Source organism: Akkermansia sp. BCRC 18949, assembly GCF_045011645.1.
GTDB lineage: Bacteria > Verrucomicrobiota > Verrucomicrobiia > Verrucomicrobiales > Akkermansiaceae > Akkermansia > Akkermansia massiliensis.
Genome location: NZ_CP123619.1, coordinates 2589000 through 2612842, shown reverse-complemented (window position 1 = coordinate 2612842; position 23843 = coordinate 2589000). Strand labels below are relative to the sequence as shown.

General features: G+C 57.2%; 14 protein-coding genes, 2 tRNA genes and 3 rRNA genes. 10 read left to right on the top strand and 9 right to left on the bottom strand.

The window, feature by feature from the left end:
* Nucleotides 1-12: 12 nt before the first annotated feature.
* Together P8A25_RS10970 and P8A25_RS10965 are read right to left on the bottom strand one after the other, a co-directional pair.
* Nucleotides 13-1062, bottom strand: coding sequence for a carbohydrate-binding family 9-like protein (locus P8A25_RS10970; RefSeq protein WP_215442323.1), 1050 nt, complete (start codon nt 1060-1062; stop codon nt 13-15).
* A 581-nt stretch (nt 1063-1643) separates the two neighbouring features.
* Nucleotides 1644-3470: a phosphoenolpyruvate carboxykinase (GTP) gene (locus P8A25_RS10965; RefSeq protein WP_022398111.1), complete on the bottom strand. Its 1827-nt coding sequence runs from the start codon at nt 3468-3470 to the stop codon at nt 1644-1646.
* 252 nt (nt 3471-3722) lie between these two features.
* On the opposite strand from P8A25_RS10965, the gene P8A25_RS10960 reads away from it, so the two are divergent.
* The 3 genes from P8A25_RS10960 to P8A25_RS10950 all read left to right on the top strand — a co-directional run bounded on the left by P8A25_RS10960 (nt 3723) and on the right by P8A25_RS10950 (nt 7089).
* Nucleotides 3723-4394 (top strand): N-acetylmuramoyl-L-alanine amidase family protein, encoded by a 672-nt coding sequence (locus P8A25_RS10960; RefSeq protein ID WP_022398110.1) that lies wholly within the window; start codon nt 3723-3725, stop codon nt 4392-4394.
* A gap of 46 nt (nt 4395-4440) precedes the next feature.
* Nucleotides 4441-6507, top strand: coding sequence for an ATP-dependent DNA helicase RecG (recG, locus tag P8A25_RS10955; protein WP_404838697.1), 2067 nt, complete (start codon nt 4441-4443; stop codon nt 6505-6507).
* A 138-nt stretch (nt 6508-6645) separates the two neighbouring features.
* The gene (locus P8A25_RS10950) at nt 6646-7089 is read left to right on the top strand and encodes a hypothetical protein (protein WP_102721285.1); all 444 of its coding nucleotides are present in this window, start codon (nt 6646-6648) and stop codon (nt 7087-7089) included.
* 104 nt (nt 7090-7193) lie between these two features.
* On the opposite strand, the gene P8A25_RS10945 is transcribed toward P8A25_RS10950, so the two are convergent.
* The 4 genes from P8A25_RS10945 to P8A25_RS10930 all read right to left on the bottom strand — a co-directional run bounded on the left by P8A25_RS10945 (nt 7194) and on the right by P8A25_RS10930 (nt 12864).
* Nucleotides 7194-10163: a 4Fe-4S dicluster domain-containing protein gene (locus tag P8A25_RS10945; RefSeq protein ID WP_215442321.1), complete on the bottom strand. Its 2970-nt coding sequence runs from the start codon at nt 10161-10163 to the stop codon at nt 7194-7196.
* Nucleotides 10164-10240: 77 nt separating this feature from the next.
* Nucleotides 10241-10819, bottom strand: a complete 579-nt coding sequence (locus P8A25_RS10940; protein ID WP_215442320.1) for a DUF6714 family protein — start codon at nt 10817-10819, stop codon at nt 10241-10243.
* Between the two features lie 102 nt (nt 10820-10921).
* Nucleotides 10922-11626: a cytochrome c3 family protein gene (locus tag P8A25_RS10935; RefSeq protein ID WP_215442319.1), complete on the bottom strand. Its 705-nt coding sequence runs from the start codon at nt 11624-11626 to the stop codon at nt 10922-10924.
* Nucleotides 11627-11658: 32 nt separating this feature from the next.
* Nucleotides 11659-12864, bottom strand: a complete 1206-nt coding sequence (locus P8A25_RS10930) for a Gfo/Idh/MocA family protein (protein WP_180971644.1) — start codon at nt 12862-12864, stop codon at nt 11659-11661.
* 370 nt (nt 12865-13234) lie between these two features.
* Here P8A25_RS10930 and P8A25_RS10925 point away from each other — a divergent pair, with 370 nt between their 5' ends.
* Nucleotides 13235-13657 (top strand): hypothetical protein, encoded by a 423-nt coding sequence (locus P8A25_RS10925; RefSeq protein WP_022398103.1) that lies wholly within the window; start codon nt 13235-13237, stop codon nt 13655-13657.
* Between the two features lie 280 nt (nt 13658-13937).
* On the opposite strand, the gene aroB is transcribed toward P8A25_RS10925, so the two are convergent.
* Together aroB and P8A25_RS10915 are read right to left on the bottom strand one after the other, a co-directional pair.
* Nucleotides 13938-15050 carry a 3-dehydroquinate synthase gene (aroB, locus tag P8A25_RS10920; RefSeq protein WP_022398102.1) on the bottom strand — a complete coding sequence of 371 codons (1113 nt, stop codon included), beginning with the start codon at nt 15048-15050 and terminating at the stop codon, nt 13938-13940.
* A gap of 75 nt (nt 15051-15125) precedes the next feature.
* Nucleotides 15126-15689 carry a hypothetical protein gene (locus tag P8A25_RS10915; protein WP_022398101.1) on the bottom strand — a complete coding sequence of 188 codons (564 nt, stop codon included), beginning with the start codon at nt 15687-15689 and terminating at the stop codon, nt 15126-15128.
* A gap of 892 nt (nt 15690-16581) precedes the next feature.
* On the opposite strand from P8A25_RS10915, the gene P8A25_RS10910 reads away from it, so the two are divergent.
* From P8A25_RS10910 to rrf, 5 genes are all read left to right on the top strand, one after another.
* Nucleotides 16582-18093 (top strand): 16S ribosomal RNA (locus P8A25_RS10910).
* A gap of 170 nt (nt 18094-18263) precedes the next feature.
* Nucleotides 18264-18339 (top strand) — tRNA-Ala (locus tag P8A25_RS10905).
* A gap of 82 nt (nt 18340-18421) precedes the next feature.
* Nucleotides 18422-18498 (top strand) — tRNA-Ile (locus tag P8A25_RS10900).
* A 211-nt stretch (nt 18499-18709) separates the two neighbouring features.
* Nucleotides 18710-21545: ribosomal RNA gene (locus tag P8A25_RS10895) — 23S ribosomal RNA — on the top strand.
* Between the two features lie 236 nt (nt 21546-21781).
* Nucleotides 21782-21897 (top strand): 5S ribosomal RNA (rrf, locus tag P8A25_RS10890).
* The 16S, 23S and 5S rRNA genes sit together here with 2 tRNA genes alongside, the layout of an rRNA operon.
* 200 nt (nt 21898-22097) lie before the next feature.
* On the opposite strand, the gene P8A25_RS10885 is transcribed toward rrf, so the two are convergent.
* On the bottom strand, nt 22098-22652 hold the full coding sequence (locus tag P8A25_RS10885) for a hypothetical protein (RefSeq protein WP_215443671.1): 555 nt from the start codon (nt 22650-22652) through the stop codon (nt 22098-22100).
* A gap of 304 nt (nt 22653-22956) precedes the next feature.
* On the opposite strand from P8A25_RS10885, the gene dapA reads away from it, so the two are divergent.
* Nucleotides 22957-23838, top strand: coding sequence for a 4-hydroxy-tetrahydrodipicolinate synthase (gene dapA, locus P8A25_RS10880; RefSeq protein WP_022396966.1), 882 nt, complete (start codon nt 22957-22959; stop codon nt 23836-23838).
* Nucleotides 23839-23843: the final 5 nt, after the last annotated feature.

Sequence of the window (23843 nt, the reverse complement as noted above, 5' to 3'; positions counted from 1 at the left end):
TTCTTTTTTGAGTTAATTCAGGCTTTCTTCCAAGGCAATTTTCCATTTGAGCGCCCGGCAGCGCTCTTTCAGGACGTAAAGGCGCCTTAATCCGCTGATCGTGGTTTTTTCTTTCTCCAGAACACGGCATTCACGGTTGATCGCATCCAGTTCTTCCCGGTACATTTTAAAAGCGGATTTCCCGCAGGCCCGTGCCAGTTCGGCTGATAGCTTTTCAATTTCCGCGAATTCATTGTTTTTCACCTGGCCGGGTGTCGTAAGGACACTTTTACCTTTATCTCGCAGGATCAGGGTGTCGCCAGCCATGGCGAACCAGGGCTCTTCCGCGGAACGCGACAGCAGGGCGGATGCCTTTTCCGGCGAGACGGTGTCATTTGCTCCCTGGAAGTAAATATAGCCGAAGTTGCGCGGGCTCGAATATCCGCCCAGCACCGAACTGGCGGCTCCGGCAAAATTTCCGCCGGAGTAGGCATAACGGACGTGGCAGAACATCCAGATATCGGACGTTTCCGCTTTGGCGGGCAGGTCGCTCCAGGGGAAAAACGCTTCAATCGTCCAGCGGTCCTTGCCGATGGAGGTCCGGGCGGTCCAGTCGGTGCCGCTCCAGTCATTCTGATAAACGGCGGCGTCCCGGCGGCGGAAATCGGCGCGCGTTCCGATGCAATTGACCTTGAAACAATGGTAGCTTATTCCATTGGCCCCGGCATCGAAAAAGATTTCGGCGCAGTCGTCGGTCCAGATGGCGGCGTTGTCAAAGTCGGTAATGATCTTCCTCAATTTTTCCGGATGCTCCTCGAAATTGATGATGCCCAGGTAGATTCCTTTTTCATCATACAGCATGCGGAATTCCGTCTTGAGTTTTCCCGGAGTCGGTTCCGCGCAATTGTAAACATAATAATGACGGAATACGGCCGCTTTTTCCCAGGCTGCCTCGTTCAGGCAGCCGTCGACCATCGGCGCTTTTCCTTCAACCGGGCTGACGGCATAAAAGGAAAGCTCGCGGGGAGGGGCGGAGAGCGCCAGTCCGCTGACCAGGCTCAGTATAATGAAGCTTAATTTCATCTCTTTAACATCCTTGAAATGCCGTTTCCTTATATCATGACCCTATTGAACCGGGTACTATGCAAGCCGTCCCGGATGAATGCGGAGGGATAAGTGGCCGCGGCATCATGCCGGGAATGACCCAGCAACACATGCCGCGGCCATAAAATTCCATCAAAACACACGGTTGGACATATTCTTACTATACCCGTTTTTCGATTTCTTTCTTTCAGAAGAACCCGGAATAAAAATAGCGGCTCAAGTAAAAATAAAGCTGCAACCCACAAGATTGCTGAATATTTTACTCAGGAAGAAAACGATTTTTGTTTTTCTATTCATGCAGTATCATTACAGCTCTTTAAGCCCTTCATTTTCCACGTACCCATAACATGGAAAGGACACGGATTTCCACGACCTTTTAATCGGTATCCGATGGCTGTTGGAGATTTTTGACCATGCCGCAAGAGTGACTATTCGGTTGCCGCAAGGGCGCGCGGCGCTCCATGAGCGTGTTTGGAGAAGATGCGGGGGAATAAAAAAGAGGCTGTCCCGCGGATGGGACAGCCTCTGCTGTTGAGTTGACGCTCAGTCAGGAGTTCCGCTTAGGAGAAGCTCTTGATGAGGATCTGGCGCTGTTCTTCCAGTTCGGCCGGGAGCTTTTTGCCCACCTTGTCGAACAGTTCGGTCTGGCTTTCCAGTTCAGCCTTCCATTCGCTCGGGTTGAGAGCCATGTTGGCGTTGAACTGTTCTTCGCTGTAGTCGATGCCGGTCTTGTCCAGTTCGTCGTAGGTCGGGGAGACGCCCAGCACGGTCTTCTGGCCTTCAGCCTTGCCCTTGGCGCGGCGGAGGATCCAGTCGAGGACGCGCATGTTGTCGCCGAAGCCCGGCCAGATGAAGTTGCCGTCCTTGTCCTTGCGGAACCAGTTCACGTTGAAGATCAGCGGAGGATTGGCAACGGTCTTGCCCATGTCCAGCCAGTGCTGCCAGTAGTCGCCTACGTTGTAACCGATGAAGGGAAGCATGGCCATCGGGTCGCGGCGGACCTGGCCGATGTTGCCGAATGCGGCGGCGGTCATTTCGGAACCCATCGTAGCGCCGACGTAAACGCCGTGCGTCCAGTCGCGGGACTGGAAGACGAGGGGCATGGTGGTGGCGCGGCGGCCGCCGAACAGGATCGCGGAGAGGGAAACGCCTTCCGGGTTCTGCCATTCGGGGTCGATCGTCGGGCACTGGGCGGCGGGAGCGGTGAAGCGGGCGTTCGGGTGAGCGCACTTGCGGCCGCAGTCCGGGGTCCAGTCATTGCCCTGCCAGTCGATGGCGTGGGCGGGAGCGGGGCCGTCCATGCCTTCCCACCAGACGTCGCCGTCGTCGGTCAGGCCGACGTTGGTGAAGATGACGTTTTCCTTGATGGTGTCCATGGCGATCGGGTTCGTCTTGTAGGACGTGCCGGGAGCCACGCCGAAGTAGCCGTTTTCCGGGTTGATGGCGTGGAAGGTGCCGTCTTCATGGGGCCAGATCCAGGCGATGTCGTCACCGATGATGGAGGTCTTCCAGCCGGCTTCACGGTAGGAGGCGGGGGGAACGAGCATGGCCAGGTTGGTCTTGCCGCAGGCGGACGGGAATGCGCCGCCGACGTAGGCCTTCGTGCCGTCCGGGGATTCAATGCCCAGAAGGAGCATGTGTTCGGCCATCCACTTGTTCTTGCGGGCGATGGCGGAGGCGATGCGCAGGGCCAGGCACTTCTTGCCGAGCAGGGCGTTGCCGCCGTAACCGGAACCGAAGGACCAGATTTCTTCCGTTTCCGGGAAGTGGCAGATGTATTTTTCTTCGTTGCAGGGCCACGGCACGTCGATCTGGCCGTCTGCAAGCGGGGCGCCCACGGTGTGGAGGCAGGGAACGAAGGTTCCGTAGCCGTCGCGCTTCGGGTTGCCGCCGCCCTTGACTTCGTCTTCCAGACGCTTGAGAACGGTTTCACCCATCTTGGTCATGATGCGCATGTTGACCACGACGTAGGGGGAGTCCGTGATTTCAATGCCGATCTTGGCCAGGGGGGAGTCCAGGGGACCCATGCAGAAGGGAATCACGTACATGGTACGGCCCTTCATGCAGCCCTTGAAGAAGCCCTTCAGTTTGGCCTTCATTTCAACGGGGTCAGCCCAGTGGTTGGTCGGGCCTGCGTCTTCTTCCTTCTCGCTGCAGATGAACGTGCGGTCTTCCACACGGGCCACATCGGAGGGGGTGGAACGGGCGAGGAAGCATCCAGGGCGCTTCTCGGGGTTCAGTTTGATAAAGGTGCCCTTTTCTACCATCATGTTGCAAAGCTCATCATTTTCTTCCTGAGAGCCGTTGCACCAATAGATGGAGTCGGGTTGGCAAAGCTGGGCGATTTCGTCGACCCACTTCTTAGCTGCTTCGTGAGTGGTACTCATGGTGGAAATAGTGTATGCACGGAAATGGCCGTTGGCAAGTCTCCCGTGCGGCTTTTTATGGGGCGGTTTGGTTGCTCCCGGAGGGGAAACCCCGTGCAGGGGAAGGCGTTGCCCTGATTCCGGCGGTGGCCGCTCCGGAGCGTTCCGCGGGGGCTCCCGTTTCCCCGCTGCTGTGCTCCGGGAAGGGTGAAAAAGCCTGTTTTGACTGGAAATCTGCTTGCCAGCTCGCGCCGGATAGTCTAGGGAAGAATCATGAATGTTAGAACGTTGATGGCAAATGCGGTGTTTCTGGTGCTGCCGGCCCTGCTGGCGGCGTGTTCGGACGCCTCGCGCCCGCCTGCCGTCAGCTTCAAGATTCAGAACGTTCCCCCCGTGCCGCGCACCATGTCCCAGATGTCCCGGGAAGTGCACATCAGCCGCGATTTCATGTCCCCGCGCTCCCGCGCGCGGCGCGCCTCCCATTCCATGCATCCGCGCTTCATCACCATCCACAGCACGGCCAACCCCACGGGAGACGCCGCGGCGCATGCCCGTGCGCTGAAAAGGGGGGCCATGGGTTCCCTGAACTGGCATTTTACGGTGGACCAGTACCGGGCCATCCAGCATATTCCGCTGAACGAGACGGGGCGCCATGCGGACCGCGGCGGTCCCGGAGACATGTATTCCATCGGGATTGAGATGGGGGAGGTGAGGAGCCACAACCCCATCGTCACCTGGAACCGTTCCGCCAAGCTGACGGCGGTGCTGATGAAGCAGTACAACATTCCCCTCCGCAATGTGGTGCCCCATTATTACTGGACGGGCAAGAACTGCCCGGCCCCGCTGCTGACCAACGGCCGCCCGGGGCATAAATGGAGCTGGTTCGTCTCCCGCGTGGATTATTACAGGCGCTGTCTGGAAACCCGCCCCGCCGCCGCTCTCTGACGGGCGCGCGGGCATGATGCGATCTGTGAGGAATACGCCTGGACCCATGGCCGGAGAGCTGCTTTTAACGTCCCCCCTGGAGGAGTGCGCCTTCATCCGCCCCAGGGAGCTGGCGGCCATGCAGGCGGCGGGAATGGCCTCTGTGCGGGATTTGCTGTTCATGCTGCCGCGCAGGTATGAGGACCGCCGCATGTTTGACCGTTATGATTCCCTGTCATCCGGTGCGCCCGTCTGCCTGAGGGGGCGGGTGGTGGACGTGGGCTGGAAAGGCTGGGGAGGGAAGGGCGGCAAGGGCCGCGGGCGGTATGTGGAAGCCGTGCTGGTGGATGAGCAATCTTTGGGGCAGGCCCGTTTTTCCTGCCTGTGGTTCAGCATGCCGGGCGTAGCCAGGATGCTGTGCGCCGGGCAGGAGATGATCGTGTACGGGCGCGTGAAGCCGTATGGGAAGAAGCTCAGCATCGTCCATCCGGATTTTGAGATCATCCGGGAGGGGGATGACCAGTCCATCCATTTGAACCGCATTGTTCCCGTTTACAGCGGCCGCATGGGGATTGCCGTGCGCAGGCTGCGGGAAATCGTGTGGGAGGCTCTGGCCCGGCTTTCCCCGGTTCCGGAACCGGAGATTTACGAGTTTGTGCCGGACATCCCGTGCAAAACGGCGTTGAGGGACCTCCATTTTCCGGAGACCGCGGAAGTGCGCGACCGGACCAGGCGGCGGTTTGCGCTGGAGGAGTGCCTGGCGCAGCAGTTGAACGTGGCTTACAGGAGAAGGCGGGCGGATGAAGTGCCCGGCATGCAGACGGCAGGCTCCAGCCATCTGGTGAAGGATTTGGCGGATTCTCTGCCGTTTGAGCTGACGGAGGCCCAGAAGCGCTGCGTGAGGGAGATTTACCGGGATATGAAGGCGCCCCGTTCCATGAACCGCCTGCTTCAGGGGGATGTAGGGTCCGGAAAGACGCTGGTGGCCCTGTGCGCGATGCTGCTGGCCGTGGAACACGGGTATTCCGCCGTGATGATGGCCCCCACCCAGATTCTGGCGGAACAGCATTATTTGAAGTTCCGGCAGATGCTGGACAAGCTGGACGTTCCCGTGTCCCTGGTGACGGCGGACAGGAAGGAGGAATCCCACGTATCCTTCGGGAAGCAGGGGGGAATTGTGGTCGGAACGCATGCCCTGCTGTACGGGAAGAACGTGCCGGAACGTGTGGGGCTGGTCGTGATAGACGAGCAGCACAAATTCGGCGTGAACCAGCGGGAAAAGCTGATTGACCGCGAAGAGCGCCCCGACGTGCTGGTGATGACCGCCACCCCCATTCCCCGCACGCTGACGCTGACTTTTTACGGGGAGCTGGACGTTTCCATCCTGGACGGCGTTCCCGGAGGCCGCGGCGCGGTGGTTACGGCCATCCGCGCGGAGAAGGACCAGGAAAAGGTATTGAAGTTCGTCCGGAGCCAGTTGGAGGAAGGCAGGCAGGTTTATGTGGTTTCCCCCCTCATTGACGGGGAGGATTCCCGGAAAGGGAAAGCCGTGACAAAGGAGCTGGACGAGTGGAAGGCGCTGCTGCCGCATGTGGATGTGGGACTGCTGCACGGCAGGATGTCCTCCGAGGAAAAGGAGGCGGTCATGAAGGACTTCCGCGCCAACCGCATCAGCGTGCTGGTAGCTACCACGGTGGTGGAGGTGGGGGTGGATGTGCCGAATGCTACGGTCATGATTATCAATAATGCGGAGAGTTTCGGGCTCTCCCAGCTCCACCAGCTCCGCGGGCGCATAGGCCGCGGGGCGCACAAGTCCTACTGCATCCTGATGACGGAGGCCCGGCCGGAGGAGGAACAATGGGAGAAGCTGCATATTGTGGAGACCACGGCCAACGGTTTTGACCTGGCGGAACAGGATTTGAAGCTCCGCGGTCCCGGGGACGTGCTGGGCACTTCCCAGAGCGGCCTGAAGGGCGTGCGCTTTGAGGAATGGCTGCTGGACGCGCGCCTGATTCACCGCGGGCGGGAGCTGGCGGAGGCCATTCTGGCGGAGGATCCCAATCTGGAATCCGCCAAGTACCGCCCCCTCCGTTTTCTGCTGGAAAACGGGGAGGAAAAACGTGTGACGGGGTAAGATTGTCTTCCTGCCGTTTGCTGACAGTCAGACGGTAAGGACTGTATGACAGATATGGGGTGCAACGGTTTCTCTCTTGGAATGAATCTAAAGAGGCAAAGAAGATATTTCTTCTTCAACCCGAACACCGATAAAACAATGATTCAAACGTACCAAATACTCCCCGTGGTGGCCATCGTATGCTCCGCCTCCGCTCTTGCTCAGAACGCTGCCGATCCCGTGCAGATGGTTAAGCAGAATGTCGACCTGATTTCGTCCGCCAACAAGGTTCTGGACGACGTGAAGGACAATGCGGCGGTTGAAATCGCCATCAAGCAGCTCAATGCCCTGACCCAGCAGGCCAAGCAATTGGACAAGGCCATGGAAAAAATGAAGCTCACTTCCGAACAGGCCATCCGGATCACCAAACTGAACGGAGATGCCCAGGATACCATCGTGGACATGCTGGAAAATTGCGAACGCATTCAGAAGGACAAGCTCATGACGCCCGCCCTGCTCAAGGCGGTGAACAATTTCGCTGACGCCGCCAACATTGAAGTGGTGGAAACGATTACGACCGTGGAACAAATTGTGGAAGACTAAATGATCAGCTTGTAAAGACCTTTGACTGGTAGGGCCGCTCCCTGAAAGGAGCGGCCTTATTCTTTGGTGGGAAAGGCGTCTTTAACAAGTCTTCCGGCGGGATTTCATGCTTCCATGGCGGGGGTGGGATTCCCGGCCGGGGCCAGGTATCCCGTTCCGGGGTCCGTGCCCAGGGAGGAAAGAAGGCTCCTGTGGCGCGGCAGGGATTTGGCGCGGGAGACGGCGGCGGCGGGGTCCAGAACGTTGCCGAAGGTGATGGCGCCCATCGGGCAGGCGAGCTGGCAGGCTGTTTGCGCCGCGCCGTCCGGCAGGAGCAGGTCTTTCTCCGTCACGTGGATGGAAGTGGAGGGCTGGCCCGGGTGTTCCTTCATCAGGCGGGATTTGTGCCTGATTTTGGCGCGTTCCACCATCTGGACGCAGTAGGTGCATTTTTCCATGACGCCGCGGGAGCGGACGGTCACGTTCGGATTGCGCTGGAGGCGCGTGGCTTCCCCGGAGGCCTTGGCATAATCAAAAAAGTTGAAGCGGCGCGCCTTGTACGGGCAGTTGGTGGCGCAGTACCGGGTACCCCAGCACCGGGCATATACCATGGCGTTCAGGCCCTCCGTGGTGTGGACGGTGGCGTTCACGGGGCACACGGACTCGCACGGGGCCTTGCCGCACTGCTGGCAGGCCACGGGAATGGCGGTGAGGGCCCCTGCCTCCGTGAAATACCGGTCAATGCGAATCCAGTCCAGCGCGCGTCCCTTCGCCATCTGGTCACGGCCCACCACGGGAATGTTATTTTCCGCCCGGCAGGCGATCACGCAGGCATTGCAGCCGATGCAGCGGGACGTGTCGATCGCCATCCTCCATTGGTACACGCCCTCCGCGCCGGACGGCGTGAACGGAGCCGGAGAGGCGCCGGACTGAAGGGCGAAGGGGGAGGGCTGCACGACGGGGCTTTGAATAGCTTCCGTACGTTCCGGAAGGGCGCGCAGGGCGGCCTGTTCTGGGGAAATTCCGCAGCCTGCCATTTTTTTCACCTGACTGCGGAATGCATAACCGTTGGAATTCTCCTGCCTCTCCGCTACGTGGTTCATGCCGCCATACCCCAGGGGAAGAACTATCAGATTCTCCGCCACTCCGGGAATGGGGCACAGGATGGCTTCCATCCGTCCGCCGGGGACGGTCAGAGTGCAGAGCATCGGCCCGGAATCCGCGCCTCCCAGCCGCCGGAAGGTGGCGGGGGAAACCTGTGCGGACGCCGCCCAGCTGACGCCCGTTACGGGGTCCGGGCATTCCTGCATCCAGGCGTTGCGCTTCCAGCGGCCGTCCCCGATGGAATAATCCGGGCAGAATTGCAGTTCCAGCAGGCCGTTTTCCAATCCGCTTCCGCCGTTGCCGGAGGGAGCAACGGGCGCTTGCTCCATGGTGGTTCCGAGGGCTGTTTCTTCCTGCGGGGACAGGGGGGGATAAGCCGTTTCTTCCGAATAGCCGCGCTGGAGCGCCTGTGTCCAGGCCGCAGTCTTGTTTTCCGGATTCACGGCGCGTTCAAAACATTTGCGCGCCCGGTGGTAAACGGGGGAAAGGTGCGTGGGCGAATTGTCCGCCGTGATGAGGTGGCCCTTGGTGGAAAGCAGCCCGGAAAGCACTTCTTCCGCAGAAATGCCCCCGTACAGGGGAAGAATGACGGGCTGGCGGTAGCAGAATCTGCCGCGGCAGTCCCGTTCCACTCCCCATGATTCCAGAAAATGGGCCGCCGGCAAATGCCATCGGCAGGCGCGTGAGGTTTCATCCTCATACATCCCCAGATGAATGCTCTCCGTTCCGTTCAGGGCTTCCGCCAGTGCGGAGCCGTGCCCGGAATCCAGCACGGGATTTCCCGAATCCAGCAGGAAGGCGATATCCACCTCTTTCTTCCGGATGTCCCGGATGAAATCCTCCAGCGTTCCGTGGGGCGGCGTGGACGGAGCCTTCAACAACTGGACGCACGTTCCGATAGAGCCGAGAAGGAGGTTGAGCTTCCAGACGCTTGCGGACAGTTCCGGATGATTGTCCCCCAGCAGGACCACGCTTTCTCCGGGATGGCTGAATAAATCGTCCGCGCAGTGGCGGAGCCAGGTGAATTCCCTTTCCGTCAGGGAGCGGTCCGTCTGCCGGGGAGGCTCTAGCGTCTGAAGGGAGGTTTTTTTACCGGAGAGATAGCGGAACAATTCCTCCAGAAAGACCGCCAGGCGCGCGGGGGAAACGGGCAGCCTGTGGTCGGCATGGGCTCCGGTCAGGGAAACGCGGCCCTCCACGGCGTAAAGGCGCGTGCGGTTCCGGTTTTCTTCCTTGTAATGGAGGCCCTCCGGGGAACGGGCGGCAATGAAATCACGCGTATTGCCGTAGGGATTCTCATGAAGGAAATCGCAATCCAGGGCAAGGATGCGTTTGGCGCGTGCGAAACGCACGCGGAAGCGGACCTCCTGCGGCAAGCCTGCCTGCATGCCGGAGCCCGGCGTGGGAACGGGAGAATAGCGGTAAATCCGCACGCCGGGGTTTTTCCTGCCGATTTCCTCCAGCATGGAGTGCATCAGGGGAGAATCCGTGGCGGGAAGAAGGATGCCGATATGGCCGCCGTCCCGCAGGTTGCGGGACCAGGAGGAAAAGGCTCCGCGGAATTCGTCCTCGGAAGCCGGCTTGCCGTTAAAGAGGATATGCTTGCTGCGGCCTGGGTCGTAAAGGTCCAGAATGGAAGCCTGGGCCGTGGCCGGCAAGCCCGGGCCTTCCGGATATTGCAGGGAGGGAAGCAGCTTGACGGGACGCCCTTCATAACAGGCGGCCAGCACGGGCAGCGCGCTCCCGCCCATGGTCAGGCAGGTGGCGTAAGCCGTTTCCACGCCGGGCACGGACCATTCCGGTCCTTCATTATAGGGAACCAGGTATTTTTCCACACGGCGGCAGGCCGGAAGCCCCACCCCCACCAGGACTGCGCCCGCGCCCATCCATTTCATGAAGGAGCGCCGCGTCATTTCCCGCTCTTCTTCCGGAAGAAAAGCGGGGTGGCCCTGGGGAGCTTCATTCTGGTGAAATGGGGGAAGGGGAGTCAAACCGGAGGATGATGTGGATTAACGGGAAATGGGAACGGCTTGTTTTAGGCAATCCGGAAGGTGAAATCAAGCGGTGATTACCGGCTGCACACATCTTCAGGGCAGCGGAAGTCCGTGGAAAAAGGGCATCCGTCCTTTTTTTGACGGTATTCAATGTAATTCATTACGGCATCAAGCTGGGGATCGTTCAGCAGGATGGCCCTGGATTCATAATCCCCGCAATTTTCCGGAACGAGGGGAAGGTAGTCCATGGCGTCGCAGGTTTCAAGCTGGCCGCGGAGGTCCAGCGTCAGCCATGCCGGCAGGAGAAAACGGTATCCCTTTGGATCGGTAAAAACCAGGGCGTCCCGGCATGCCCGGATCATGGAAGGGGTGATGCGGCGCCAGTCGGTCCGCTCTTCACAGGGGCCGATGGCGTCACAGGTTTCCCTGGGGGCGTACATGTCGATGAGTTCCGTCGTCATCAGGCCGATGCCGTCTTCCAGAATGACGCCGTCAAAGGCGGAATCGATTTGTTCCAGGAGAAGTTCTTCTTCATGCGAAACAGGTTTGGGGGCGGGGAAGGGTTTGGAAAATTCCTGCTGAAAATAAGCCAGAATATGCGGTACCGCTTCTTCCGGAGGGCAGGAGTAAACAATGCCGAGGTCCAATTCCATAACTTCATCATACAGTAACGGCCCGGCATTCATCTATCGCGAAAATGGAAGGTATGATGACTGGAAAGGCATGTTTGCCGGGAGCCGGCCTGCGCCCGGTGGTCAATGGTGGCAGGCGGTGCAGTCCATTCTTGGCTGAATCTTCCACTGGTGTTTCAGGAAATCTCCCAATTGAAGCGGAGTTTGGATGCGGTTTCCCTCCCCGTCCCGGATGGAATGCGTGCGGAGGTAATCCGCGGCGGAATAATGGGAGCTGGCCGTCTCCTCCAGCGGGCGCAGGTGCGGTGCGGGGTCGCGGTGGCAGTCCAGGCACCACTGCATGCGGGCATCGCGCGGAGCCCTGATGCGTTCCATGCCTGCCACGTCCCCATGGCAGGAAGTGCAGCCGATGCCGCGGTTCAGGTGGGCCATGTGGTTGAAATAGGCATGGCCGGACAGGTGGTTGACCATGACCCAGCGGACCGGTTCCCCCGTATAGCCGGGAAATTGGGGGTCCGCCGCCGCTCGCAGCGGAGCGATGAGCGGGCTGTCCGGGAGAATATGCTGGTGGCAGCCCAGGCAGGACTTCGTATCCGGAATGCCGGCCCTGGGAGAGCGCTGGGCGGCGCTGTGGCAGGCCGTGCAGCTCATCTTCAGGTCTCCGGCGTGGAGCTTGTGGGAAAAACGCACCGGCTGCACGGGTTCATACTCCGGAATCTGGAAATTGACGTAATACACCCCACCCAGCGCCAGCGCGGCGGCAAGCGCAATCAGCGCGACGCCTCCGTAAAAGCGCCTGTTGGTATTGGGTGGAAAGATGTTGGCCATGGTCCGGTAGAGAGAAAAGGCGGGACCCGCCGTCAGGCCGCTCTGCCCGGCCGCGGAATGCGGGCGGGAGGCAGAGGCGTATCCATCGTCAGGTCTTCAGGCACCAGCCGCGTGGCGCTCTTTTTAATCTGTTCCCAGGTGATGCGCTGCCCGGTATGGGCCGCTTCACGCCCCATGATGGCGACCAGCGTTTTATTGGCCGCGCTTTCCAGCGTTTGTTTCCAGGTTCCGGAGCGGAGGAAACGGTAAAAGGCCACGTGCGTGTCCGCGTACATATTGCCCCGTTCCCCGCGGAAACGCCAGCGCTTATCCGCCTGGATATGGGGGCGGTACGGGGTGACCAGCATCCCTTTTTCACAAACCGTCCGGTCCACGATCTCCCCGTGGCAGCCTACCCACTGCCTGCATGAAATGTGGGCGGCCACGTTGTGGTCGTACTCGAAATAAACGTCGTAATGGTCCCACACGTCGCCGTCGTCCCGGCGCTGGGCGCGTCCTCCGGAGCCGAAGGCCGCCAGCGGAAGTTGCTCGTTCATGGACCATACCATGCCGTCGATCGTGTGAACGATCTGTTCCACGAACTGGCCGCCGCTCAGCCAGTTCCAGGCGGTCCAGTTGCGGAGGGCCCATGCCACGTCCGTATCCGAGGAAGGGCGGGAATCCAGGGCCAGCGGGGATTTGGGGGGCGTGGTGTAATACAGCCCGTCAAAGGAAAGCACGCGTCCCAGTTCTCCGGAGGAAAGCTTGCGGTGGGCTTCCTCATTCGCCTTGTCATAGCGCCAGCAGAACCCGTCCAGAATCACCAGATTTTTAAGCTTTGCCAGACGCGCGGACTCCAGCACGGAAAGCACGCCGGGAACGTCCACCGCCACGGGCTTCTCCGCATAAATGTGCTTGCCGGCGTCAATGGCCGCCGCCAGATGCTCCGGACGGAAGGCGGGAGGCGTGCAGAGCAGCACCACGTCAATATCCGTTTGAAGCAGCTTCTTGTAACCGTCCAGGCCGTCGAACAGGCGGCTCTTGTCCAGCTGGACGCGGCTGCCGTACTGTTCCGTCAGCAAATTGGAGCCGAAATCAATCCGTTCCCGAAACACGTCCGCCAGCGCCCAGACTACCGTTCCGGGGTCGGCGTCCAGCGCGTTCTTCATGGCGCCCAGGCCGCGGCCTCCGCAGCCTACCAGGCCCACCTTGAGCGGTCTTGCGTCCGTCAGGGCTTCCGCGGCGTTCAGACAGGGCATGGCTGCCAGGAACCCGGCCGTTCCAGCGGCGGTTCTCAAAAAGCGGCGTCTGTTCCAAATAGGGTAACCCATCTCAGCGGAATTATACGGCGTCAGCCCATGGAATCAAACGCTGTATTGAAATGGTGACGCAAAAAGTAGACGCAACCTCCGTTTCCGGAAATTGCGTCTACTGAGGGAACCAATGAATGCACTATATTCTGGCTATTAGGTTGAACAGGGCTACTCCCCCTGTTCAGAAAGCAAAGCGCACGCTGCGGAATATTTTGTCTGAAAAAACATTTCGTGAGAGTAAAAAACTGATTTGACTCCGGAATCCCCAGTGTTCATGATAAATCCAATGAGGCCTCCGGCTTTCCAACCAATCATCATGATGAAGCAAAATCTCATTCCTTTTACAGCGGTTTTGGCGGCATTTGCCCTTGTTTCCTGTGACGGCGGCAAAAAACAGGATCAATCCCCGGATGCCTCTGCCGCCAGCGAACAGGCCGTTCCCAAAACGCCGGGAGAAAAAATCCTGGCCGTTCTCCTTCTTATTCAGGACCAGGCTACGGCAAACGCCCATGCGGCGGAGGTGAAGGAGCTGGCCGTGGCCCTTCCCAAGGACATTCCCCATCAAGAAAGCGTGAACATCATGAATGAACTGCTCCGTCTGGCCAGCCGGGAATGCTATGGCTCCCTGTCCCTGGAAGACGCCTTGAAGGGCATCCAGTTTGACGCCGGGGAATACACGGGCAGCGTGCCTCTGGACGTGGATGGCTTTGAACCTACCCCGGACGAGCCGAAAAAGTAAATTCCCCGTGCCGGGAAACGATGGACTGTTTCTGCGCCTTTCCCATCCCGTTCTTCCGGGAAGGGAGAGGCGTTGCTTTTCGGGCGCCGGATACGGAAAATAAATGTCCCGGCTTCCAGGCTGTTCCGGAGGGGACGGTTTTTCTGCGGTTCAGGGAAACACTCTGAATCTTTCTCCTGCTGGAAAAACATGCTGGAGGAAAAGGAGCGGAAAGATGCTCCCCTTCCGTTCTCCGGAATTTTTTTGCCCGGCTGATGGGGCAACGCCGTAAAAAGGAAGCTCAGGGCAGGGGGCGGCGCAATTCTTCAATGGCTTCCGCCATATCTTCCCGCGTAATCTTCTTGGAAATGCCTGCTTCCCCCGCCTTGGAAAGCAGAACGAAGCGGATGGTTCCGGCCCGGAACTTCTTGTCGGACGCTGTCTTCTTGAGAACCGTTTCCGTATCAATGTCATCCGGGAGAACCAGGGGAAGTTCCAGAGCCTGGAGGGTGCAAAGAATCTTCTTGGCGTCGGAAGAGCTCAACCCGGCTTTCCGTTCGCTCAGGAACAGGGCGGCGCGCATGCCGAGCGCCACGGCTTCCCCGTGCAGGATGGTGCCGTAGGGAACAGCGGCTTCAATGCCGTGGCCGATGGTATGGCCGAAATTGAGCAGGGCGCGGATATCCAGCGTTTCCAATTCATCATTCTCCACGATGCGGGCCTTGATCGCCACGTTCCGGGCAATCAGATCGGGGAGTTTGGCGATGGTATTCAGGGAAAAGCCGATGGAAAGCTCCGGTCCCAGGCCTTTCAATTCATGGAGCATGGAAGCATCCCGGATGGCCGCGTGCTTGGCGGCTTCCGCCAGGCCTTCCGCCAGCGTGCGGCGGTCCAGGGTCACCAGTGTGGTGGGGTCGATCACGACAACGGCCGGCTGATGGAACGCGCCTGCCAGGTTTTTCCCTTCCGGAATATTGACGGCAGTCTTGCCCCCTACGGAACTGTCCACCTGGGCGACTACCGTCGTAGGAATCTGCATGAAAGGAATGCCGCGGTAATAAATGGAAGCTACGAAGCCGGCCAGGTCTCCCACCACGCCGCCGCCCAGGGCGGCAATGCACCCGGTGCGGTCAATGCCCGCCCGTACCAGCTCGGAACACAGTTCCTGGGCCTGCAGCATATTCTTGGACGCTTCTCCGGCATCCACCACATGCAGGCTGGGCATGAACCCAGCACTCTCCAGGGACTTCATCACGCGTTCCGCATAAAGCGGGGCTACGCAGGTATCCGTAATAATCGCAATCTTGCCGTCCAGTCCGGCGCGGTAGGCAAACTCACCCACGCGGTCCAGCGCGCCGTTTTCCACGTGGATATCGTAGGAACGTTCCCCGAGAGCAAGAGAAATGGTAGGCATGGGGCCAGTATGAGGCATTCCGGAAGGAAGCTCAAACGGAAAGTGCGAAGGAGGCAAAGAAGATGCAATCCGCCTCTAATGCGTCCTTGTCTTAGGCGCCAGCGGGGAAAGGGTTTCCAGAATAACCTTTAAATGTTCCGCGCGTGCAGGCGTAAAGCCGCCGTCATCCTTCCAGATGATATTGCCGTTGCCGTCCAGCAGTACAATCGCGGTCTCCGCCTTCTTGTGGAGGGAAAGCCTGCGGCGCACGAAAGCCTGGTCGTAATAGGAAATAAGGGAATTGGTCTTCATGTAGAAATCCGGAATATCCCCCAGGGCCTGTGTAAAGGCGGGAACGTCCCCCTCAATGGGAGGCGGCTGCAGGACCAGCAGAATATTGTACTCCACCGGGGTGGGCGTATGCTTGTACTGCTTGCGGAGGTCTTCGCAGAACGGAAGCCACTTCTTCATGCTGTACAGGGTTTCCGGATGAAAAACGGTCAGCATGATATGGAAGCTTTTAGGCACGATGGGTGGAAGGGAAACGTTATCCCCCAGCAAATTCATGCCGTTGATATCCGGAAAACGGTAACGTCCGTTCCCTCCTCCATAAGGATGCTCGGGGTCGGGCGTTGGCAAGTGGATTTCCTGATTCTTCATGCGCGATTAGACAAAATTCAGGCGGGGATTGTTCATGGGAAGGGTTAAGTGAGACAGGTCGCGGAAAAAAGAATCCCCGTCCGTGCGTGGCCTTGGAGAAAAAGAAAGTAAGGGATAGAAATAAAGGTATCGGCAAAGAAGGCGAGCCGTCGGCCCTTGTAAAAGGAAAAAAGAAAACCTCTTCCCCCTTGGGCTGTTGAAACTCCTCGCTCGGCCAGCCCTTCTTCCCCCCTTCTTTTCTCCGGGGAGCCGATATCGTAAAAAGGAAGAAAACCCCCTCTCGTTCTCGCCGGCAAAGGGAAGGGCTCCTGGACCTTTGGGAAGACTGCTGCGCCATCCGAAAAGAAAATGTTCAAAAAAATGGCACGAGGGAGGGGGAGTATGACAAAAGCCTAACTATTTTATAAATTGGAAGTTATGAATGGACGTGACAAAATGGATGAAAGACTCTCACAAAAAACGACTCGAAAAAAATTGACAAGGGGGGTGAAAATGGTAGACTTCTCGGCACGCCAACACGGCGACGGGATGAAAAGCCCGGCGGCAGGAGGGACTCGAAAGAGGGCCTGAATGAAGCCGGGGCCGGCCACCCGGAAGAGCCTCATTAAAGGGGCCGATAAGAAGATTTCAAGGGAATGACTACCGAACCCGCCGAGGGTTTTCCTGAATGCGTCGAGAGACGTGTGAGGGAGAAAAAACCCGAAGGAGCGACCTAGCTCCGAGAGGGGCGGATTGGTAGAAGCAAGGGGAAAGAAAAAAGGTCGTGACGCGCGCCGTGCTTGGCAGAGCGAAGAGGACCTCAAGAGACACAACTTGAGGGAAGAGCTGACTGAAGCATGGCGCAGATGAAATCGAAAGATTCCATTTGGTCCAGCAATTTCAAAAATTATATTTGATGGAGAGTTTGATTCTGGCTCAGAACGAACGCTGGCGGCGTGGATAAGACATGCAAGTCGAACGGGAGAATTGCTAGCTTGCTAATAATTCTCTAGTGGCGCACGGGTGAGTAACACGTGAGTAACCTGCCCCCAAGAGTGGGATAGCCCCGGGAAACTGGGATTAATACCGCATAAAATCGCAAGATTAAAGCAGCAATGCGCTTGGGGATGGGCTCGCGTCCTATTAGTTAGTTGGTGAGGTAACGGCTCACCAAGGCGATGACGGGTAGCCGGTCTGAGAGGATGTCCGGCCACACTGGAACTGAGACACGGTCCAGACACCTACGGGTGGCAGCAGTCGAGAATCATTCACAATGGGGGAAACCCTGATGGTGCGACGCCGCGTGGGGGAATGAAGGTCTTCGGATTGTAAACCCCTGTCATGTGGGAGCAAATTAAAAAGATAGTACCACAAGAGGAAGAGACGGCTAACTCTGTGCCAGCAGCCGCGGTAATACAGAGGTCTCAAGCGTTGTTCGGAATCACTGGGCGTAAAGCGTGCGTAGGCGGTTTCGTAAGTCGTGTGTGAAAGGCGGGGGCTCAACCCCCGGACTGCACATGATACTGCGAGACTAGAGTAATGGAGGGGGAACCGGAATTCTCGGTGTAGCAGTGAAATGCGTAGATATCGAGAGGAACACTCGTGGCGAAGGCGGGTTCCTGGACATTAACTGACGCTGAGGCACGAAGGCCAGGGGAGCGAAAGGGATTAGATACCCCTGTAGTCCTGGCAGTAAACGGTGCACGCTTGGTGTGCGGGGAATCGACCCCCTGCGTGCCGGAGCTAACGCGTTAAGCGTGCCGCCTGGGGAGTACGGTCGCAAGATTAAAACTCAAAGAAATTGACGGGGACCCGCACAAGCGGTGGAGTATGTGGCTTAATTCGATGCAACGCGAAGAACCTTACCTGGGCTTGACATGTAATGAACAACATGTGAAAGCATGCGACTCTTCGGAGGCGTTACACAGGTGCTGCATGGCCGTCGTCAGCTCGTGTCGTGAGATGTTTGGTTAAGTCCAGCAACGAGCGCAACCCCTGTTGCCAGTTACCAGCACGTAAAGGTGGGGACTCTGGCGAGACTGCCCAGATCAACTGGGAGGAAGGTGGGGACGACGTCAGGTCAGTATGGCCCTTATGCCCAGGGCTGCACACGTACTACAATGCCCAGTACAGAGGGGGCCGAAGCCGCGAGGCGGAGGAAATCCTAAAAACTGGGCCCAGTTCGGACTGTAGGCTGCAACCCGCCTACACGAAGCCGGAATCGCTAGTAATGGCGCATCAGCTACGGCGCCGTGAATACGTTCCCGGGTCTTGTACACACCGCCCGTCACATCATGGAAGCCGGTCGCACCCGAAGTATCTGAAGCCAACCGCAAGGAGGCAGGGTCCTAAGGTGAGACTGGTAACTGGGATGAAGTCGTAACAAGGTAGCCGTAGGGGAACCTGCGGCTGGATCACCTCCTTTCTATGGAGAAAGTGCATGAAAAATGCACAGGTCGGATCTCTTCCCGAGGGAAGAGAGAGCGGAACCCGCGAGGGCCCGCAACGAACCAAAGATGTGTAAACAGCCAGTTCGCTTGGAGCGAAACTAGGCACGACGTGCGTGACGACCTTTTTTCAAAAAGAACCGCAACTGGGGGTATAGCTCAGTTGGTAGAGCGCCAGCTTTGCAAGCTGGATGTCCGGGGTTCGAGTCCCCGTGCCTCCACCAGTTTCGGTAAGAAGGCGGGAGCCGGAAAACTTTAGTAACTAAACTTTAGTATTTGGTAACTGTCTCTCAGAGACCCAAAACCGGGCCTGTAGCTCAGTTGGTTAGAGCACGCGCTTGATAAGCGCGGGGTCACAGGTTCAAGTCCTGTCAGGCCCACCAAAAAAAATCGATTATTGAGGGAAAGCGAAAATTGACATCTGCGTGGCAAAGAAAACAATTGCTGAGAAGCAATTGCTTTCCAACAAAGTGGGTAGTTGAAAAACAACTACAATACACAATTTAAAACATGCATACCAAGAAATAAGACAATACAGTAAGTCACGAAAGGGCTTTGTGGTATTGTGGAAGTGGTAAAAAACTTTTGCAATATGATGAAGTAAGTAAGGGCGTACGGTGAATGCCTTGGTGCCAACAGGCGAAGAAGGACGCGGCAAGCTGCGAAAATCCTCGGGAAGCTGCAAGCAAGCGATGATCCGGGGGTATCCGAATGGGGTAACCTGATCGAGGCAATACTCGATCGTTCATACCTGAATACATAGGGTATGAAACGCGAAACCCGCTGAAGTGAAACATCTCAGTAAGCGGAGGAAAAGAAAGAGAAATCGATTCCGTAAGTAGTGGCGAGCGAAAGCGGATGGAGCCCAAACCGAAGGTACTCCTTCGGGGTTGTAGGACCACGAGATATTCGACCATACTGGATAGTAGAACAGCCTGGAAAGGCTGGCCGTAGAAGGTGAAAGCCCTGTAGACGAAATCCAGCGTGGGAATTAGTGGGATCCTGAGTAATACATCACACGTGGAACGATGTATGAATCAGCGCGGACCACCGCGCAAGGCTAAATACTAGTTGGCGACCGATAGTGAACAAGTACCGCGAGGGAAAGGTGAAAAGAACCGCTGTGAGCGGAGTGAAATAGAACCTGAAACCGTATGTCTACAAAGTGTCAGAGCAGAGCAATCTGCGATGGCGTGCCTTTTGTTTAATGAGTCTGCGAGTCAGTGTTTGTGGCAAGACTAAGGGCTTCCGGCCCGGAGTCGCAGCGAAAGCAAGTCCGAATAGGGCGAATTAAGTCGCAGGTACTGGACCCGAAGCGGAGGTGACCTACCCTTGGCCAGGTTGAAGCATGGGTAAAACCATGTGGAGGACCGAACAGGTGAACGTTGAAAAGTTCTCTGATGAGCTGAGGGTAGGAGTGAAAGGCTAATCAAACCCCGTGATAGCTGGTTCTCTTCGAAATGCATTTAGGTGCAGCGTCACGTGCTGATGCGCGGGGGTAGAGCACTGACAAGGCTAGGGGGCACACCCGCTTACCAAACCTTATCAAACTCCGAATACCGTGCAATGGAACGTGGCAGTGAGACAGTGGGGGATAAGCTTCATTGTCGAGAGGGAAACAACCCAGACCAGCAGCTAAGGTGCCTAAATAACGCTCAGTGGAAAGGATGTGGGATTACACAGACAGTGAGGATGTTGGCTTAGAAGCAGCCACCATTTAAAAAATGCGTAATAGCTTACTCATCGAGTGATCCTGCGCCGAAAATGATTGGCGATCAAGCGTTATACCGAAGCTCTGGACTTTACCTTACGGTAGAGTGGTAGAAGAGCGTTGCATGCGCGTTGAAGGGTGATGGCGACTGACCCTGGAGCACATGCAAGTGAGTATGCAGACATGAGTAACGTAAAGCCGGGTGAAATCCCCGGCCGCCGTAAACCCGAGGTTTCCAGGGCAACGTGTTTCGTCCCTGGGTTAGCCGGGACCTAAGCCGAGGCCGAGAGGCGTAGGCGATGGATATCAGGTTAATAATCCTGAGCTCGCGACCCTTAAACTGGGGGGACGCATGAGAAAAGATGACTAGGTTATTGAATTCCGAGTTGAGTCCACGGACTCAGCGCATCATTGGATCGAGTGCCAAGAAAAGCCCCAGCGTATGCTAAGCGACCCGTACCGCAAACCGACACAGGTGGGTGGGTAGAATATACCAAGGCGTAAGAGTGAAACCTGGTTAAGGAACTCGGCAAATTAGCCCCGTAACTTCGGAAGAAGGGGTGCCTGCAGCGATGCAGGCCGCAGAGAAATGGCCCAACCGACTGTTTATCAAAAACACAGCACTCTGCAAAGACGCAAGTCGAAGTATAGGGTGTGACACGTGACCAATGCCGAAAGATTAAGGCAAGGGGTTAGCCGCAAGGCGAAGCTCTGAACCCAAGTCCCGGTGAATGTCGGCCGTAACTATAACGGTCCTAAGGTAGCGAAATTCCTTGTCGGGTAAGTTCCGACCTGCACGAATCGTGAAACGAGTTGGGCACTGTCTCAACCAGGCGCTCAGTGAAATTGTAGTGGCGGTGAAGATGCCGCCTACCCGCAGAAGGACGGAAAGACCCTATAGACCTTAACTGTAAGCTGTCATTGTTTCTTCGGTTTTAATGCTCAGAGTAAGTGGGAGACGCTGAAGACGCCCTTTAGGGGGCGTCGGAGTCATCAATGAGACACCACCCTTTGAAACTGGAGGATCTAACCCTGAGCCGTGAATCCGGCCAGAGGACCGTGTCAGCCGGTCAGTTTTACTGGGGCGGTATCCTCCCAAAGAGTAACGGAGGAGCGCGAAGGTGGGCTCAGCCCGGTTGGCAACCGGGTGTCGAGTGCATGGGCATAAGCCCGCCTAACTGTGAGACCAACAAGTCGAGCAGATGCGAAAGCAGGCCCAAGTGATCCGGCGGTAGAAAGTGGAATTGCCGTCGCTCAACGGATAAAAGGTACCTTAGGGATAACAGGCTGATCACGCCCAAGAGTTCATATCGACGGCGTGGTTTGGCACCTCGATGTCGGCTCGTCGCATCCTGGGGCTGGAGAAGGTCCCAAGGGTCCGGCTGTTCGCCGGTTAAAGCGGCACGCGAGCTGGGTTCAGAACGTCGCGAGACAGTTCGGTCCTCTATCCTCTGTGGGCGTTGGAAAATTGAGGGGTTCAGACCTTAGTACGAGAGGACCGGGTCTGACGCACCACTGGTGCATCGGTTGTACTGTCAAGTGCATGGCCGAGTAGCTAAGTGCGGACGGGATAAGCGCTGAAAGCATCTAAGCGCCAAGCCCATCCCAAGATGAGTTTTCCCTATAGGTTCGTGGAAGACCACCACGTTGATAGGTCGCAGGTGTAAGTGCAGCAATGTATTGAGCCAAGCGATACTAATCACCAATAGACTTCATCATATTACATCACTCCCGTTCGTGAATAACAACTTGCTGTTGTCTTGTTCATTGGATGTATGTTTAAAAGTAACACCACCAGCCACGCAGATGTCAGTTTACGCTGATTCCTTCCCCTCGTAACGAGAGGAAATCTTCTTAGCCACACACACAACAACCCTTAAAAAATCCCCCTCAAAGCCCCCCAAGGGCTCCCGGGCAGGCAGGATGAAGAAAATGAAAAACTCTTCCCCCTGAAGCCCGGTGGCCAGAGCGCAGTGGTCCCACCCGGTCCCGTTCCGAACCCGGAAGTGAAACGCTGCCGCGCCAATGGTAGTCGGACGATAGGTCCCGCAAGAGTAGGTCGCCGCCGGGATTTTTTTCATCAGGCCCCGCCAGTTCCTCAACTGGCGGGGCTTGTTCTTTTCTTGATGGAAAATCTTGAATCTCCTTCTCTTCCTCTACTCCGGCTAAGTGGAACTGAAGGAGGATGAGGCAACCAAGGAGGACGGCTATCCCTGTCGTAATAGAGTTCTTACCTTACGTAACATTTCCTTAACTATCCCTCTTTCTTTCTTAACGGTTTAAGGATATCCCTGCTATTGACGGCACCCGTTCTTCCATCAAAAATGGCGGCGTATGAAATCCCATATCATTCAGAAGCCCGTTGCGGTCATCCTGGGGAACGCCGGCAACATAGGATACCTCGCCGCCAAGGCGTTTGCGTGCCGGGGATCTGTGGTTGCCATGCTGCATGAAGCCGGTGAAGAGTCTTCCCGCGTGGTGGACTGTCTGCCAGGGGGCAATCACTTTGGCATGTCGGGCTGTCTGGGCCATCCTCCGGATCTGGCTTCCTTCGCAGGGCTGGTACATACCCTCTATGGACGAGTCGATTATTTGATCAACTGTGAGGATGCCGCGGTTGAGGTGCAGGGCCTGAATTGTTCCGCACGCAGTCGCCTGTCCATTCTGCTTGAGCACGTTTTTGTTTCCGGCGCCATGGTCGTGAATATGGTCTCCCGTTCCGGAAGAAAGGTAAGATGGAGGGAACAATGTTGGAAGGAAGATGCCGCAGGGTTGGAGAATTGTCTGAATAGGAAGGACGTCCGGATAAACCAGGTTGTGATTCACCGTCCGGTATTTCGGCACGTCTCCCAGTCCAGGCTGGCTTCCTCCGCGTGTGCGGCGGCGTTATTTCTGTGCGGGAGGGAAGGGCGTCATATTCACCGTGAATACATCGTTGTCAATGGAAGAAAAGCCGCTTGGAAGCCCGGCATGAGGACGGAAGCATCCCTTTCCTTGTTCAACTCCTGTCTGGAATTTTGTTCCGTCTGTTCCCGGACGGTATTCCGGGATGCCTGACAGGCATGCCATATTTCTGTATTCTGTCGTGACAAAAAGTGTCTGTTAATATAGTATATTTCCAAGTAAGGTTATGAAGTTTCAAGGTCTTTATACAGCAATTGTGACTCCGTTTGTCGGCAATCGGGTCGATGAAGAGGCTTTTAGAATGCTTGTGGAAGCCCAGGTGGCTGCCGGCGTGGCCGGCATTGTGGCCGTCGGCACCACGGGTGAATCCCCCACCTTGACTGTAAAAGAACACTTGAGGGTGATTGAACTGGCCGTGGAGAGCGCGGCAGGCCGCATTCAGGTAGTTGCAGGTACGGGGGCCAATTCTACCGCGGAGGCCATCCATATGACCCAGGAGGCGGAGAAGATGGGCGTGGACGGAACGCTTCAGGTGTGCCCTTATTACAACAAGCCCTCCCAGGATGGCGTTTATGCCCATTTCAAGGCCATTGCGGACGCCACCCGCCTGCCGATCATGCTGTACAGCATCCCGGGCCGTTGCGGTATTGAAATCAGCGTGGAGACGGTGGGACGCCTGGCAAAGGACTGTCCCCACATTATTTGCGTGAAAGAGGCCGGCGGCAGCGTGGACCGCGTGAACCAGCTGATGCAGGTGGTTCCGGAAGATTTTACCGTCCTGTGCGGTGATGATGGCCTGACGGTTCCCTTTATGGCCTGTGGCGCCAGTGGCTTGGTTTCCGTAACGTCCAATCTGGTTCCCGGAATCATGAATTCCATCGTGAAAGCCGGCCTGGATCAGAATATGGGTGAAATGCTTTCCCTCCAGAAAACATTTTATCCACTGATGAAGGGCCTCATGACACTGGATTCCAACCCCGTCCCGATCAAGGCGGCGCTGGCGCTGAGGGGGGATATCCAGCCCGGCGTGCGGCTTCCGCTGGTTCCTTTGCCGGAAGAAAAGGAAGCCCAGCTTTCCGCGCTTCTTCAACGTTTCAACGTTCTTTGATATCT

What these genes read in the sequence shown, in the direction of transcription:
- aroB (WP_022398102.1), bottom strand. Translation starts at nt 15,050, where the DNA reads ATGCCTACCATTTCTCTTGCTCTCGGGGAACGTTCCTACGATATCCAC.
- P8A25_RS10950 (WP_102721285.1), top strand. Translation starts at nt 6,646, where the DNA reads ATGATTCAAACGTACCAAATACTCCCCGTGGTGGCCATCGTATGCTCC.
- P8A25_RS10965 (WP_022398111.1), bottom strand. Translation starts at nt 3,470, where the DNA reads ATGAGTACCACTCACGAAGCAGCTAAGAAGTGGGTCGACGAAATCGCC.
- dapA (WP_022396966.1), top strand. Translation starts at nt 22,957, where the DNA reads ATGAAGTTTCAAGGTCTTTATACAGCAATTGTGACTCCGTTTGTCGGC.
- P8A25_RS10915 (WP_022398101.1), bottom strand. Translation starts at nt 15,689, where the DNA reads ATGAAGAATCAGGAAATCCACTTGCCAACGCCCGACCCCGAGCATCCT.
- P8A25_RS10925 (WP_022398103.1), top strand. Translation starts at nt 13,235, where the DNA reads ATGATGAAGCAAAATCTCATTCCTTTTACAGCGGTTTTGGCGGCATTT.
- recG (WP_404838697.1), top strand. Translation starts at nt 4,441, where the DNA reads ATGGCCGGAGAGCTGCTTTTAACGTCCCCCCTGGAGGAGTGCGCCTTC.
- P8A25_RS10930 (WP_180971644.1), bottom strand. Translation starts at nt 12,864, where the DNA reads ATGCCCTGTCTGAACGCCGCGGAAGCCCTGACGGACGCAAGACCGCTC.
- P8A25_RS10970 (WP_215442323.1), bottom strand. Translation starts at nt 1,062, where the DNA reads ATGAAATTAAGCTTCATTATACTGAGCCTGGTCAGCGGACTGGCGCTC.
- P8A25_RS10935 (WP_215442319.1), bottom strand. Translation starts at nt 11,626, where the DNA reads ATGGCCAACATCTTTCCACCCAATACCAACAGGCGCTTTTACGGAGGC.
- P8A25_RS10940 (WP_215442320.1), bottom strand. Translation starts at nt 10,819, where the DNA reads ATGGAATTGGACCTCGGCATTGTTTACTCCTGCCCTCCGGAAGAAGCG.
- P8A25_RS10960 (WP_022398110.1), top strand. Translation starts at nt 3,723, where the DNA reads ATGAATGTTAGAACGTTGATGGCAAATGCGGTGTTTCTGGTGCTGCCG.